General features: G+C 72.2%; 14 protein-coding genes. 4 read left to right on the top strand and 10 right to left on the bottom strand.

The features are described from left to right. Window positions 1–5: 5 nt before the first annotated feature. On the top strand, window positions 6–512 hold the full coding sequence (locus ACWF79_RS11655) for a hypothetical protein (protein WP_453727892.1): 507 nt from the start codon (window positions 6–8) through the stop codon (window positions 510–512). A 15-nt stretch (window positions 513–527) separates the two neighbouring features. Here ACWF79_RS11655 and ACWF79_RS11650 read toward each other — a convergent pair whose 3' ends face one another. Then, window positions 528–1,055 carry a MarR family winged helix-turn-helix transcriptional regulator gene (locus tag ACWF79_RS11650; protein WP_453727891.1) on the bottom strand — a complete coding sequence of 176 codons (528 nt, stop codon included), beginning with the start codon at window positions 1,053–1,055 and terminating at the stop codon, window positions 528–530. A gap of 149 nt (window positions 1,056–1,204) precedes the next feature. On the opposite strand from ACWF79_RS11650, the gene ACWF79_RS11645 reads away from it, so the two are divergent. After that, a complete protein-coding gene (locus tag ACWF79_RS11645) occupies window positions 1,205–2,017 on the top strand; it encodes a TetR family transcriptional regulator (protein ID WP_453727890.1) in 813 nt (270 codons plus the stop codon). A gap of 10 nt (window positions 2,018–2,027) precedes the next feature. Here the strand turns inward: ACWF79_RS11645 and ACWF79_RS11640 are convergent, their stop codons facing one another. Together ACWF79_RS11640 and ACWF79_RS11635 are read right to left on the bottom strand one after the other, a co-directional pair. Further along, window positions 2,028–3,581: an ABC transporter substrate-binding protein gene (locus tag ACWF79_RS11640; protein ID WP_453727889.1), complete on the bottom strand. Its 1,554-nt coding sequence runs from the start codon at window positions 3,579–3,581 to the stop codon at window positions 2,028–2,030. 206 nt (window positions 3,582–3,787) lie between these two features. Continuing rightward, window positions 3,788–5,137: a metallophosphoesterase gene (locus ACWF79_RS11635; protein WP_453727888.1), complete on the bottom strand. Its 1,350-nt coding sequence runs from the start codon at window positions 5,135–5,137 to the stop codon at window positions 3,788–3,790. A gap of 126 nt (window positions 5,138–5,263) precedes the next feature. On the opposite strand from ACWF79_RS11635, the gene ACWF79_RS11630 reads away from it, so the two are divergent. Then, window positions 5,264–5,503 carry an SCO4848 family membrane protein gene (locus tag ACWF79_RS11630; RefSeq protein ID WP_453727887.1) on the top strand — a complete coding sequence of 80 codons (240 nt, stop codon included), beginning with the start codon at window positions 5,264–5,266 and terminating at the stop codon, window positions 5,501–5,503. Window positions 5,504–5,524: 21 nt separating this feature from the next. Here the strand turns inward: ACWF79_RS11630 and galE are convergent, their stop codons facing one another. Genes galE through ACWF79_RS11610 form a run of 4 tightly spaced genes read right to left on the bottom strand, consistent with a single transcriptional unit; the run spans window position 5,525 to window position 9,202 of the window. Then, window positions 5,525–6,520 carry a UDP-glucose 4-epimerase GalE gene (galE, locus tag ACWF79_RS11625; protein WP_453727886.1) on the bottom strand — a complete coding sequence of 332 codons (996 nt, stop codon included), beginning with the start codon at window positions 6,518–6,520 and terminating at the stop codon, window positions 5,525–5,527. Next, complete coding sequence (locus ACWF79_RS11620; RefSeq protein ID WP_453727885.1) at window positions 6,517–7,617, bottom strand: DUF7405 family protein; 1,101 nt, start codon at window positions 7,615–7,617, stop codon at window positions 6,517–6,519. The genes galE and ACWF79_RS11620 overlap by 4 nt, the downstream gene beginning before the upstream one ends. Further along, entirely contained in the window at window positions 7,614–8,264 is a 651-nt protein-coding gene (locus ACWF79_RS11615; protein WP_453727884.1) for an NAD(P)-binding oxidoreductase, read from the bottom strand. Before ACWF79_RS11615 ends, ACWF79_RS11620 begins: the two co-directional genes overlap by 4 nt. Beyond that, window positions 8,261–9,202, bottom strand: coding sequence for a zinc-binding dehydrogenase (locus tag ACWF79_RS11610; RefSeq protein WP_453727883.1), 942 nt, complete (start codon window positions 9,200–9,202; stop codon window positions 8,261–8,263). Before ACWF79_RS11610 ends, ACWF79_RS11615 begins: the two co-directional genes overlap by 4 nt. A gap of 102 nt (window positions 9,203–9,304) precedes the next feature. Between ACWF79_RS11610 and ACWF79_RS11605 the strand changes: the two genes are divergently transcribed. Further along, complete coding sequence (locus tag ACWF79_RS11605; protein WP_453727882.1) at window positions 9,305–10,210, top strand: LysR family transcriptional regulator; 906 nt, start codon at window positions 9,305–9,307, stop codon at window positions 10,208–10,210. Window positions 10,211–10,323: 113 nt separating this feature from the next. On the opposite strand, the gene ACWF79_RS11600 is transcribed toward ACWF79_RS11605, so the two are convergent. Genes ACWF79_RS11600 through ACWF79_RS11590 form a run of 3 tightly spaced genes read right to left on the bottom strand, consistent with a single transcriptional unit; the run spans window position 10,324 to window position 13,273 of the window. Then, entirely contained in the window at window positions 10,324–11,400 is a 1,077-nt protein-coding gene (locus tag ACWF79_RS11600) for a 3-oxoacyl-ACP synthase III family protein (protein WP_453727881.1), read from the bottom strand. 26 nt (window positions 11,401–11,426) lie between these two features. After that, window positions 11,427–12,206: an HAD family hydrolase gene (locus tag ACWF79_RS11595; RefSeq protein WP_453727880.1), complete on the bottom strand. Its 780-nt coding sequence runs from the start codon at window positions 12,204–12,206 to the stop codon at window positions 11,427–11,429. Further along, window positions 12,206–13,273, bottom strand: a complete 1,068-nt coding sequence (locus ACWF79_RS11590) for a ScbA/BarX family gamma-butyrolactone biosynthesis protein (RefSeq protein WP_453727879.1) — start codon at window positions 13,271–13,273, stop codon at window positions 12,206–12,208. Before ACWF79_RS11590 ends, ACWF79_RS11595 begins: the two co-directional genes overlap by 1 nt. Window positions 13,274–13,327: the final 54 nt, after the last annotated feature.

The raw sequence follows: 13,327 nt of genomic DNA, 5'->3' as shown, positions 1-13,327 counted from the left end.
GAGAGATGAGCGAGCCGAACCCATACGCGGACGGTGAGTACAAGTGGGGTCCCGGGCAGCAGGCGGGGGCTCCGGGGTACGGCTATCCGCAGGGGGTGGGCGGCTACGAGCCGACGCTCGCGGGCGGAGTACCCGTGCCGCCGCAGTATCCGTCGGCGGGGCACGACGGTGGCCACCTCTTCATCCTCGGGGACATCACCATCGCCGGCGATCAGATCATCACGCCGGGTGGGCCGATGCCCCTCAAGGGTGCGGCCTGGAACGTGATGGACATGTCACGGAGCGAGGAGAAGATCTCCACTGCCGGGATCGTGCTGGCGTGCGTCTTCGTGGCGGCCTGCGGACTCGGCCTGCTGTTCCTGCTGATGAAGGAGCGCACGACGTCTGGCTTCATCCAGGTCTCCGTGACCAGCGGGGGCCGGTACCACTCGACGATGATTCCGGCGGTCCGGCCGGACACCATCCACTGGGTGATGGGCCAGCTCAACTACGCGCGTTCGCTGAGCATGTAGCGCTCGAGCCGCGACTCAGCCGTGCCACGGGGTGGTCGTGCCGGCCTCTGCGGCCACCATGATCCGGCGGAGGAGGTCGTTGAGGAGGGCCCGCTCGTCCTCGTCGAGGACACCGAGCAGGCGCTCCTCCTCGTGACCGAGGACGTCCATCGCGCCGAGCCAGGTCTCCCGGCCCGGAGCGGTGAGTTCGACGACGACCCGGCGGCGGTCGGTCGTGGACGGCGTACGGCGGACGAAGCCTCGCTTCTCCAGGGCGTCGAGACGGCCGGTGACCGAGGCGGGGGCGAGGTCGAGGTCCTGGGCCAGTTCGGAGGGGGCCGCGCTGCCGCCGCGGCCGGCGAGCTTGTGGAGCGTGTCGAACTCGTGGCGTTCGAGCTCGAAGTCGAGGAGGGACTGCTCGCGGACGCGCCGCAGGTGGACGGAGAGCTTCTTCATCCGGGTGACGGCGCCCTCCACGACCGGGTCGAGACCGGGCAGAACAGGCTGCCAGCGCTCGACGTGCTCGTCGGTCCAGTCGCGCGGGGTGGGCTCGGTCGGCTCCATGGATCGATCGTACGTCGACGGCGGCGACCCTTCGGTTTCGAATACTTTCGTTGCCGAATTATTCGACAACGAAGCTCTCTCCTCGCGCGCGGACCTGGGCGCTGCGAGGCGGCCCGGGCGCCCGGCTAGGCTCGGGGACTGTGAAGGACGTGAAGGAAGACAAGCCCGCCGAGCGTGGCGCACAGGTCGGCGAGCACGAGGCACCGGCCGCGAAGGCCCCGGCCAAGGCCGCGAAGAGCGAACAGACCCGCACGCTCATCCTCGAAACCGCCCTCCGGCTCTTCAAGGAGCGCGGTTACGACAAGACGACCATGCGGGCCATCGCCCAGGAGGCCGGGGTCTCCGTCGGCAACGCGTACTACTACTTCGCGTCCAAGGAACACCTGGTCCAGGGGTTCTACGACCTGATCGCCGAGGAACACCAGTCGGCGGTCGCGGGAATCCTCGACGGCGACGAGAAGGACCTGACGGCCCGCATCCGCGGGGTCCTCCTCGGCTGGCTCGACATCGCCGAGCCGTACCACGAGTTCGCGTCCCAGTTCTTCAAGAACGCCGCCGACCCGGACAGCCCGCTGAGCCCCTTCTCCCCCGAGTCGGAGGGCCCGCGCGAGGCCGCGATCGACGTCCACCGCCGCGTCATCTCCGGCGCGAACGTCAAGATCGACCCCGAACTGGCCGAGCCGCTCCCCCAGTTGCTCTGGCTCCAGCAGATGGGCCTGGTGCTGTTCTGGGTGTACGACCGCTCCGAGGGCTGCGCCAACAGCCGCCGGCTCGTCGAGCGCCTCGCGCCCGTCACCGCCCGGGCGATCTCGCTCTCCCGCTTCCGGCTGCTGCGCCCCCTGGTGCGCGAGACCCACGACCTCCTCGCCGACTTCATGCCGACGGCGGCGGGCATGGCGGCCTCGGGCAGGCCTCAGCGCACCAAGGCCCCCAAGGCTCCCAAGGCCCCCGAGGAGAGCTGACGGACGGGCGTCAGATCCAGCTCAGCTCCCAGAGCCGCCAGATCCCGGTGCCGTCGGTGAGGTACTGCGAACCGGCGACGTCGGTCGTCGCGAGCACGTAGTCCTTCTTCTGCCAGAGCGGGATCAGCGGAACGTCCTTCGCGACCTCCGACTGGATGTCCTCGAAGTCGTTGGCGGCCGCCGCCCGGTCGCTGTACTGCTGCGTCGCCGAGATCAGCGAGTCGATCTTCCCGCTGGAGAACCCGGTGTGCATGGCGTTGCCCGCACCCACGAGCGGGGCGGTGAAGCTGTCGGAGTCCGGGAAGTCAGGCAGCCAGCCGACGGGGAACGCGTCGTACTCGCCCTTCGCGTACGCCTTCTGGAAGTCCTGCCACTCCGCCTCGACCAGCTTCACCTTGAACAGACCGGACGCCTCCAGCTGGCGCTTGAGCTCCTTCGCCTCGGCGGCGTACGTGACGTCCTTGCGGTAGCCGAGGGTGAAGCTCACCGGCGTCTCGACGTCCGCGTCCTTGAGGAGCGCCTTGGCCTTCTTCGAGGACGGCTCGGGGTAGGTGTCGTAGAACGAGGTGCTGTGGCCGTTGTAGCCCTGCGGGATGAGGGAGTACAGCGGTTCGACCGTGCCGTGGTACGCGCCGGTGACGATGGCGGGGCGGTCGACGACGGCGGCGACGGCCTGCCGGACCTCCTTCTTCGCCATCGGCGAGCCGGACTTCACGTTGAAGTAGAGATTGCGGACCTCGGCGGTCTGCGCCTCGGTGATCCGGGCGGAGTCCTTGCCGTTGCCCACCTCGGAGAGGAACTCCGGCGGCATCTGGCGGTGCGCGATGTCGATCTGCCGGCTCTTCCAGGCGTTCGCGAGCTGCTCGGACTCCTTGTAGTACTTCACGACGACCGGCCCGCCGGCCTTGGCCGCGCCCCTGTACTTCGGGTTGGGCTCCAGCCGCGCGCTCTCGCCGGGCTTGAACTCCTTGAGGACGTAGGGCCCGGAACCGTCGGCCGTGACGCCGTCGCGCACCTGCTTCCCCGGGTACTGGCTGCTGTCCACGATCGAACCGGCGCCCGTGGCGAGCTTCAGCGGGAAGGTCGCGTCCCGGCTGTTCAGGTGGAAGGTGACCTTCTGCCCGTCGGCGACGACGCTCTTGAGGGTCGGGAAGAGCGGCGCGGGACCCGCGTCCGCCTTGATGTCCAGGATCCGCTCGAAGGAGTGCCGGACGTCCTCGCCGGTCACCTTGCGGCCGTTGGAGAAGGTGAGGTCGTCCCGGAGTTCGCACTGGTACGTCGTGAGCTTCGCGCCGACGAACTTGCAGCTCTCGGCGGCATCCGGGACCGGGGTGACGATGCCCGGCTTGAAGCTCAGCAGCGTCTGGTAGACGTTGCTGTACATCGCCCAGGAACCGGCGTCCCACGCGCCGGCCGGGTCGAGCGAGGTCACCTCGTCCGTGGTGCCGATGGTGATCGGATCGGTCCGCTCGTCGTCGGAGGGGAGCAGTTGCCAGCCCCCGACTCCGGCGACCACCAGAACTCCACAAGTGATGAGGATCCGAAGACGGACCGTCGACCGCATCGCCGTGCTTCCTTCATGTCGAGCCCACCCCTGCCGCGGCGGCGCCCAGCCGGCCGCGATGGCGTCACCCAATCACACGAGCTTCACAAGTGGAAGAGGAAACCTTCACGATGCAGTTAAATGTCCGTGATGAGCCTTGACGGGATCGAACGGTCCGTATGACTCCCCTGCGCGCGGAGTGACTCCTTCCGCTCCGTCCCGTTCTGTCACGCCTGCTTCGAGGCCAGTTGGACGACGGTGATGTCGGAGGGCGCGCCGACCCGGACCGGGGGACCCCAGGCGCCCGCGCCGCGGGAGACGTAGAGCTGGGTGTCGCCGTACCGCTCCAGACCGGCGACGGTCGGGTTGGCCAGCTCGGCGAGGTAGTTGCCCGGCCAGAGCTGGCCGCCATGGGTGTGGCCGGAGAGCTGGAGGTCGACGCCGTGGCGGACGGCGTCGTCGATGACGATCGGCTGGTGCGCGAGGAGGACGGCCGCCTTCGCGCGGTCGCGGTCGCCGAGCGCGGCGGCGAAGTCGGGGCCCTGGCCCTCGCTCTCGCCGGCGATGTCGTCGACCCCGGCGAGGTCGAAGCCGGCCGCGATCTCCAGGCGCTCGTTGCGCAGCGGGCGCAGACCGAGTTCGCGGACGTGGTCGACCCAGGCGTCCGCGCCGGAGAAGTACTCGTGGTTGCCGGTCACGAAGAACGAGCCGTGCCGGGCCTTGAGCCGCGCGAGGGGTTCGGCGGCGGAGCCGAGGTTCTCGACGGTGCCGTCCACGAGGTCGCCGACGACGGCGATCAGGTCGGGCTGGGTGGCGTTGATGGTCTCCACGATGCGCTGGGTGTGGGCGCGGCCGAGGATCGGCCCGATGTGGATGTCGGACACGACGGCGATCCGGTACCCGTGCAGCGCGCGCGGCACCTTGGCCAGCGGCACGGTGACCCGCTTGACGCGCGGCCCGCGCAGGACGCCGTACGTCCCGTACCCGACGGTCCCCACGGCGGCGGCGGCCGCGGCCCCACCGACGACCCGCGACACGAACAGCCGCCGGGAGACCGAGGCGCGGTCGGCGTCCGGGGCGCTCTCCACGGGGGCGCCCTCCACCCGGGCGTCCGGCGCGGGGGCGTCCTGAGGGGCGGGCGCGGCAGCGGGCGCGGGCGCCGCGGCGGAAGCCGCGGCCGGGGCCTGCGCCGGGGTCAGGGCCTCCGCGGCGCCGAGGGTCAGCGGTGCGGCGGCCGGGGCCGTGGCCCGGGCGCCCGCCCGGCGCTCCAGCGCGCGCCGCAGCAGCGGACGGACGGCCTCCCCGACGACGAGGGCGAGGGTCACGTACAGGAGCAGGGCCAGCCAGAGGTAGCCCGGCCAGGCCACGACCTGCTGGAGCCAGAACGGTGCGCCGGCCCTCGACGAGGTCAGGGCCGCGAGCGACAGCACGGGCAGGACGAACGCGGCGGCCGTCCCCAGCCGCCGTGCCACGCTCCCCCGCGCGGTGACGTCGCGCACGAGGCGCAGCCACACATACCGGTGGACCCCGCCCAGCAGGGCGAGGACCACCACGAGCACCAGCAGGAAGACGACCACGCCTCGTAACCCCTATCCGCGTCCGTGCGGCCCGATCACCGCGGCCATGGTCCCCCCACCGGCAGGACGCGCGGATGCCCGACACATACTGGCAAGGCACGACCGATCCGCCGCGAAGGGCTTCCCATGAAACTCAGCCGCCCCGTCTCCTGGTTCCTGACCGTCTTCGGAATCTGGTCGTGGGTGATCTGGATCACCTTCGTGAAGAACCTGTTCAAGGACGCGAGCGGCCTCGCCTTCGAGGACGGCAGCCCGACGGCGTACCTGTGGGTCCACCTCGCCCTTGCCGTCACGTCCTTCATCCTAGGCACGGTCGTCGGAGTGATCGGCGTCCGGGGCGTACGGTCGGCGCGCACGAGCAGCTAGGGGGAACCCTGCGGGGGCCCTCTAGGGAGCGAGGACTCCGTCGCGCAGCGCCGCCCACTCCAGGGAGTGGCGGATGCCGTCGGCGACGGAGTACCGCGGCTCCCAGTCGAGCAGTCGCTTCGCGCGGTCGCTGCGCGTGTAGGAGCCCACCACGTCGCCGGGGCGGGCGGCGGTCTCGACGGACGCGACCGGTGTCCCGACGACGCTGCGGAAGGCGTCGAGGAGCTCGCGCACGGTGGTCCCGGTGCCGGTCCCCAGGTTGATGACGGCGGAGCGTTCCCCGTCCGTCACCACCTCGTCGAACCTGACCAGGGCGGCCACGTGCGCGGCGGCCAGGTCCCACACGTGGACGTAGTCGCGGATGCCGGATCCGTCGCGCGTGGGCCAGTCGGTGCCGGTGACCGGGAAGGCGACCCCCTCCTCCTGGGCCTGGATCATCTTCCCCAGGGCGTGGCTGGGGCGGCGCAGCTGCAGCCCGGTGCGCATCCCCGGGTCCGCGCCGATGGGGTTGAAGTAGCGCAGGGACAGCACCCGCAGCGGCCCGCTGGCGGCGATGTCGGCGAACATCGCCTCGCACACCGCCTTGGTGCGGGCGTACGGGCTCTGCGGGTCGATCCCGGAGTTCTCGTCGACCGTCAGGTCCTCGTTCGGGCGGTAGATGGACGCCGAAGAGCTGAAGATCATCCGCTCGCAGCCGTTGCGCAGCAGATGGGAGACGAAGTCCAGGCTCTTCGCCACGTTCGCCCGGTAGTAGCCGACCGGGTCGGCGACCGAGTCCGGGACCACGATCAGTGCCGCGCAGTGGACGACGGCCTCGATGTCCGGCTGCTCGGCGAAGATGCGGTCGATCAGCGCGCCGTCGGCGATGTCTCCCTCGTAGAAGTCCCGTCCCGCGGCGAACTCACGTCGGCCCGTCACCAGACTGTCCAGGATCACCGGGGTGATCCCCGCGTCGACGCACGCCGAGGCGATCGTGCTCCCGATGAAGCCGGCGCCGCCGGCGATCAGCACCTTCATGACGCGCTCCTCTCGGAACCCTGGCCGGCGCCCGCCGTCAGGAGCGGGAAGGCCCGGTCGCGGCGCGCGGGCACCGCGAACGTGGCGCGGCTGCGGACCTCCATGAAGGCGTTGATGCCGTTGCGGCGCCGCACGCCGATGCGCCGGTCGTGCGTGGTGGCGTCGGCCGCGTTCATCACCGCCCGGGTGGCGTGGAAGTCCTCCATGGTGCGCTGCAGCGAGACGAAGTGGGTCCCGGGCACACCGTGGTCGAGGGTGGCGAAGTCCCTGCGGTTGATGCGCGGGACGCCGGCGAGCCGGGCGCGACCGGTGGCCTGGGCGTGGCCGACACGGCCGTGGGCGGCGGCCACCGCGGGCATGCTGTCCGCGTCGCTCGTGGCGTCGTCGACCAGTTTCTCCGCCTCGTCGGCGCTGACGCGCGGGGAGTACATCTGGGCGCTGCGGGTGTCGGCGTCCTGTTCGTACCAGCTGTCGACGTCCAGTTCGATGTAGCTGACGTGCATGGTGGTTCCGCCGGTCAGGGGGCCCGAGGTGACGGTGATCCGGTCCTCCGGGGCCTGGTTGCCGCGCAGCCCGGAGTGGAACCCGAGCATCAGCGGCGCGCGGCCGGGGATGCCGGCGTCGGGACGGCGGGCGGCGGGCAGGCCGCGTCCGACGAAGCCCGTGCGCACCTCGGCCAGCCGCAGCCGCCCGCGCTGGTCGAGGGGGCCGTCGCCGAAGAGGCTGTCGGTGACGTCGGCGAGGGTGTCCTCCTCGTCGGCGGCCAGGTGCAGGCAGGCGTCGAAGTGCTCCAGGCGTGGGTTCTCCCAACGGGCCATGGGGACCGGCCGGTTCACCGGTGGCCGCACCCCGGTGTACGCGTCGAAGTAGCCGGGACCCCAGCCCAGACAGGTGAGCAATCCCTGGGGCCCGTAGGGCAGTTCGCGCTCCAGGGTGCGCAGAGCCCCTTCCAGGTGTGCGGAGTCGGCCGCGGTGGGCGCGCCGCCGGTGACGTCCAGCAGGAGCAGCCGGTGGAAGCGCGGGGCGAGCGGGCGGCCTTCCTCGTCGTGGTGGAAGGTGTCCTCCCACGCGTGTTGGGCGGCGGGTACGTCGGTCATGTCAGGTCCTCGCTGTCGGAACTGTCCTGGCGCAGCCGGGCGAAGGCGGCGTCCCAGTCCGCGGTCGGCTCGCCGGGCTCGTTGAACAGGGCGAAGGTCGTCCCGCGCGCGGAGGGGTGCTCCACGGCGGCGATCATCGCGGCGGCGATGTCCGCGCGGGACACCATGCCGTCGGTCCGCGGATGCTGGGACAGGGTCAGGGCGTGCGAGCCGGGCGGGTCGTCGGTCATCCAGGTGGGGCGCACGATGGTGTACGGCACTCCGCCGGTCCGCAGGGCCTGTTCGGCGGCGATGCGGGAGGGCAGCAGCGCGGCGCTGGTCCGGTTGAGCGGGTGGGCCGGCCCGTGGCCGACGGCGAAGGAGCTGAGCAGCACGAACTGCGGCGGCGTCGGACGGCCGGCGGCTTCTCTCAACAGCAGGTGCGTGGCCTGCTCGGTGTGGCGCAGGGGGTCGCCCCTCTTCGGTACGAGGACGACGGCGTCCGCGTCGCGCAGGGCGGTCCGCAGGGCCGCCGCGTCCTCGACGTCGGCGACGAACCGTACGTCGTGGCCCCGGCCGGCGGCGTGGTCGGCGACGAGGCGGCCGGTGGAGGCCTTGAAGCCCGACGAGGCGATGGCGATACGGGCGCCGGCGCCGGACGTGGTCACGCCGCACCGCCGACGAGGAGGGCCGCCTTGCCCGCCAGCCGGCGCTCACGCAGGGCGGTCATCACCTCGGGGAGCCTCTCCCAGCTGTCGGTACGGCCCACGACGGGCCTCAGCTGCCCGTCCCGGACGGTACGCAGCAGCAGGGCGAGATCGTCCGAGACGGGCTCGCCGGAGCCGAACACCCAGAAGGGGTGCAGGGTCTGGCGCACGTGCGGGACGAAGGAGGCGAGGGACAGGCCCGCCGTGCGACCCGAGGAGGTGCCCAGCATGACGATGTGGCCGAGGGGGGAGAGCCGCTGGAGGGCGGCGGTCAGGACCTCGCCGCCGACGGACTCCAGGACGAGGTCGAACGCGCCCTCGGCCTGGTCGAGCGAGGTGATCACATGGCGGGCGCCGAGCCCGGCCAGGTCCAGGGAGCGGTGCATGCCGGTCAGGGCGGTCACCTCCGCGCCTTCCGCGGCGGCGAGCTGGACCGCGAAGGAGCCGACGCCTCCGCTGGCACCGGTGATCAGCACCCGGCGTCCGATCAGGGGTCCGCCGCGTCGCAGCGCACGCAGTGCGGTGAGCCCGGCCACCCCGAGGGTGGCGGCCTCCTTGGTGGAGACGCTGTCGGGGAGCGGCGCGAGCCGGTCCGTGGGAACGGCGGCGTACTCCGCCCAGCCGCCGAAGTCGGCCATCGCCGCCACCCGGGTGCCGACGGCCGGTCCGCTGCCGTCGGCGGCCTCCTGGACGACGACGCCGGCCAGGTCCTGTCCGGGCCGCCAGCCCTCGGCGCGCTTGGCGAACAGGTGCAGTTCGCCGCGGTTGACGGAGAACGCGCCGACACGCACCAGGACTTCATGGGGGCCGGGCTGCGGCAGGGGGACCTTGCGCAGATCGGGTCCTTCGGGTGTGCCGACGTAGCCGCGGATGGCCTCGGGCAAGGGAGTGAATGTCATGTCCCCCACGCTAGGAACGGGCACGTGGGTGAGGGAAAGACCAGGTGACTCTGGATTCAGAACTCACGGTTATCAATGCGGGCGGCCGCGTACGCTGAGGCGGTGAGTCCTGAGGCACGTCTGCTGCGCTATTTCCTCGCGGTCGCCGAGGAAGGGAACTTCACGCGCGCCGCCGAGCGGCTGCACATCGCGCAGCCCGCGCTGAGCGCGCAGATCCGTCGTCTGGAGAGCCGGCTCGGCGTCCAGTTGCTGATCCGGACCACGCGCACGGTACGTCTCACCGAGGCCGGGCGGGCGGTGCTCGAGCGCGGGCCCGCCGCGCTGGAGGCGCTGGACGAGGTGTGGGAGTCCGCCCGGCGCGCGGGACGGGGCGAAGTGGGGCGGCTGCGGCTCGCCTACAGCGCGACCGCCGGGTACGGGACGGTACCGCAGCTGGTGGAGGCCCTGGCGGCGCGCTATCCGGAGATCCAGGTGAGCGCGGAGATGACACGGACCCCGGACATCGCGCACGCGGTACGTGAGGGCCGCGCGGACGCGGGGGTCGTCCGCGCGGCCGAGCCGGTACCCGGGGTCCGGCTGCGGCTGCTGCGCGAGGCACGCCAGGGGCTGCTGGTCTCGGCGGACCACCCGCTGGCCGGCGCGGAGGCGGCGGACCTGGCGGACGCGGCGGCCTACCCGGTGCTGGTCCACTCCCGGGAGGCGAACCCCACGCACTACGACGCCCTGGTCGACATGTTCGTACGGGCCGGGCGGCGCCCGGAACTGGTGGAACGGCCGATGGCCTTCGACCCCACCCAACGGCTCCTGCGCGACGGGCGGTTGATGGGACTGGTGGCCGAGACGTCCAAGGACGGTCTCGCGGACTGGCTGCGCTGGATTCCGCTGACCGGCGCACCACCGCAGCGCGTTCACCTGGCGCTGCCGGACGGTCCGCTCGCACCGGTGGCCGCCCGCTTCGAGGAGACGGCGCTGACGGTCGCGGAGTCGGAGGGCTGGCTGCCCGTCTGACCGAAGCCGGAGACGGAGAGCCGCGGCATGGCCGTGCCGCTCCGGCCGGTACGCGGGGCGTACGGGCGGCCGGAGCGGCACGGTGGGACGGGGTGCGGCGAGGCCGCGGAGGGTTACAGACCGGCCGGGAGCAGCGGGATCATTCCCCGGCAGCGCTCCGCGAGCGGCCGCATGTCGGCGCTCGGCCCCCCGTGTGCCGTCGGGGCCCAGCTCAGCAGGGCGGACCCCACCGACATGCCGCCGCCGAACGCGGTGAGCACCAGCAGGTCCGCCTCGTCCAGCAGACCCGCTCGGTGCACCACGTCGAGGGTGACGGGCACGGACGCCGCGCCCGTGTTGCCGTAGTGCTCCAGGGACAGGTGCATGGCGGCGGAGCCGAGCCCCAGGCGCGGCCAGACGTCGGCGAGCATGACGCCGTTGGCCTGATGGGGAACGACGTGCGCGATGGCGTTGCCCGGCGTACCCGAGCGCTCCAGGAGCTCGCGCACGGCGGCGGGCAGCTGCTCCTCGACGAAGGCGCGCACCCCGCGCCCGTCCATGCGGAAGAAGTGCCCGCCGTCCTCCACGGTCTCGGCCGAGGCGGGCCGCCGGCTGCCGCCCGCGGGCACGCTGATCAGACCGTGGGCGTCGCCGTTGGTCCGCAGGACGGTCCCCAGGACCCCCCGCCCTTCGGGTACGGGCCCCAGTACGACGGCCCCCGCGCCGTCGCCGAAAAGGATCGCCGTCCTTCGGTCCGAGTAGTCCAGGATCCGCGAGTAGATGTCGGCCCCGATGACGAGGCCGTACCCCTGGCCCCCGTCCGCGCGCAGCATCCGCTCGGTGACGGCCAGGCCGTAGACGAAGCCGCTGCACACCGAGTTGACGTCGAAGCAGGCCGCCTCGCGCGCCCCGATGATGTCCTGCACGATGGTGGCCGTCGCGGGCTGCGGGTGGTCGGGGGTGGAGGTGGCCACGACGATGTACGAGAGGTCCGCGGGGCTCAGGCCGCACTGTTCCAGCGCCCGGCGCGCGGCTTCGGCCGCGAGGTCCGAGGTGGCCTCGTGGGGGGCCGCTCGGCGGCGCTCCCGGATGCCGGTCTTGCGCACGATCCATTCGTCGGTGACGCCCGCGGTGCGGGCGATCTCCTCGTTGCCGACCACGTCATCGGGCAGCCGGGAGCCGGTGCCCACGATTCCAATGGGATGGTGCATGGCCTCTCCTGAGGGTTGGTGAAAGGTCATCGGATTCGGCTCGGCTCCGGCCGCGGTGCCGAGCGTGCCGGAGCGGGCGCCGGCGCGTGTGCGTGTGGCTGGGCCGGGGCCGGGGCCGAGCGTGCCGGGGCCGGCGTGAGCCGCTCCCAGCCCAACCGTCCGGCGTGCTCGACGAGTACGGGGTCGTCCCCGACCACGACCGCCTTGCCCGCGAAGGCCAGCAGGTCGGCGTCGCTGCGGTGGTCGCCGTAGGCGGTGCACTCCGCCGCGTCCAGGCCGCGCACGGCCGCGACCGCGCGCGCCGCCCGGCCCTTCGCCGCCCCGATCATCGGGGTGACCACCTCGCCCGTGAGTACCCCGCCGCGCACCACGGGGCGGGTGCCGATCGCCCAGTCGGCACCCACGTGTGCGGCGATCGGGTCCAGGCAGACCCGGAACGAGCCGGAGAGCAGGACCACGAACTCGCCGTGCTTCCGGTGCCGTTCGAGACGGTCCACGGTCTCGGGCAGGAAGACGTCACCGTTCGTCAGCAGCGCGTCGAACCAGGCCCGGCCCGCCTCGGCCAGATCGGTCTGCCGCTCGCCCGCGTACAGCCGGTAATAGCGGCGGTTGATCTCCTCGCGGGGCACTCCGCGAGCCGCGTCCCGGTGCAGCCCCGCCGTCAGGCGCTCGAACGTGCCGTCCGGCTCACCGCGCCGAGCGAGGTGGAAACGGAGGAAGGAGAACATGCTCTTGACCCGGACGAGCGTCTCGTCCACGTCGAAGAAGGCCGCGGCTCCACCGGCCCGCCCGCTCTCGGCAGCCATCAGCCCAGATCCCCGACACGGGAGAAGGAGAGGAAGAAGACGCAGAGCGACTCGCCGTTCTGCGTGGCGTCGACGCGCACCGCGAGCTGGTCCACACCGGCCCGGTCGCCCTCGCCCAGTTCCACCACGCCGCCCTGCGTGTAGTACGCCCCGGTGGCGGCGTCGCGGTCGGCCCTGCCCACCTCGCCCACCTCGGCGGTCAGCTCCGTGGTGTGTTCCAGCTCGCCGAACCGGCTGAAGACGACCGCCAGGTCGGTGGGGAAGGTCCGCGACGGGGACATGCCGTGCACCTCGAGCGCCCCGAACAGGGCCAGTTGGCGGGCCGCCTCGGCGAGCACCATGCCGGGCAGGTGGTCCTGCGGGTGGTCGAACATGCTCGGGTGGTCCCCCGGTACGCGCAGGACCGCGCCGACCGTGGCGCCCTCGCGCGTGGCCTCGCCGAGCACGACGTTGTCGGCGTTCGCGCGGCCGACGCGGTAGGGCTCGACCGAGCTGCCCCGGCCCGTGTGCGCGTACGCGGCCGAGCTGGGCAGCTCCTTGCCGTCACGGTTGCGCAGCCTCAGCGCCAGGTAGTCCTCCGGGGACTTGAACCGCAGGCCGACCGAGGCGCGGCCGATGACGGTGCCCTGGACGCCGAGGTCGATGTCGTAGTCGAGACCCGTGGTGCGGCCGTCTCGCTTACGGTGGCCGGTCACCGTGACCCGCAGGGTCAGGGCGCACGGCCCCGCGCCGACGATTATCCGCTCCGGGTGCGTCAGGTGGATGCGCAGGTGCGTGAGGATGAACTTGTGGTCCGCCGGCACTCCGTAGAAGGCGTGCGCGCCGGCGAGGGCCGACTGGCGGCAGGCCTCCAGGAGCAGGACCGGGTCATGCGTGCTGGGGCGCAGCAGGTGGTCGCCGTAGTAGGCGTGCGAGCGGGGCAGCTGTGCGGCCGCCGCGTACGAGGTGTCGCCGACCGGCTGCAGGTCGGTGAGGAACACCTCGCCCAGCGAGTCGCGGTGCACCAGGCCGCGGTCGACGGTACGCGCGTAACTCAGTGCGGGAGTCTCGGGAAGCGTTGCGGTCATGGAAGGGACCTGCCTTCTCAGAGTGTCCGACGGTTCGGTGAGATCGGTGAGATC

This window comes from Streptomyces sp. NPDC054975, from assembly GCF_053609105.1.
The sequence above is the reverse complement of the archived record's forward strand: the minus strand, read 5'-3'. Positions and strand labels throughout refer to the sequence as shown.

What these genes read in the sequence shown, in the direction of transcription:
- ACWF79_RS11655 (WP_453727892.1), top strand. Translation starts at nt 6, where the DNA reads ATGAGCGAGCCGAACCCATACGCGGACGGTGAGTACAAGTGGGGTCCC.
- ACWF79_RS11650 (WP_453727891.1), bottom strand. Translation starts at nt 1,055, where the DNA reads ATGGAGCCGACCGAGCCCACCCCGCGCGACTGGACCGACGAGCACGTC.
- ACWF79_RS11640 (WP_453727889.1), bottom strand. Translation starts at nt 3,581, where the DNA reads ATGCGGTCGACGGTCCGTCTTCGGATCCTCATCACTTGTGGAGTTCTG.
- ACWF79_RS11630 (WP_453727887.1), top strand. Translation starts at nt 5,264, where the DNA reads ATGAAACTCAGCCGCCCCGTCTCCTGGTTCCTGACCGTCTTCGGAATC.
- galE (WP_453727886.1), bottom strand. Translation starts at nt 6,520, where the DNA reads ATGAAGGTGCTGATCGCCGGCGGCGCCGGCTTCATCGGGAGCACGATC.
- ACWF79_RS11620 (WP_453727885.1), bottom strand. Translation starts at nt 7,617, where the DNA reads ATGACCGACGTACCCGCCGCCCAACACGCGTGGGAGGACACCTTCCAC.
- ACWF79_RS11610 (WP_453727883.1), bottom strand. Translation starts at nt 9,202, where the DNA reads ATGACATTCACTCCCTTGCCCGAGGCCATCCGCGGCTACGTCGGCACA.
- ACWF79_RS11600 (WP_453727881.1), bottom strand. Translation starts at nt 11,400, where the DNA reads ATGCACCATCCCATTGGAATCGTGGGCACCGGCTCCCGGCTGCCCGAT.
- ACWF79_RS11595 (WP_453727880.1), bottom strand. Translation starts at nt 12,206, where the DNA reads ATGGCTGCCGAGAGCGGGCGGGCCGGTGGAGCCGCGGCCTTCTTCGAC.
- ACWF79_RS11590 (WP_453727879.1), bottom strand. Translation starts at nt 13,273, where the DNA reads ATGACCGCAACGCTTCCCGAGACTCCCGCACTGAGTTACGCGCGTACC.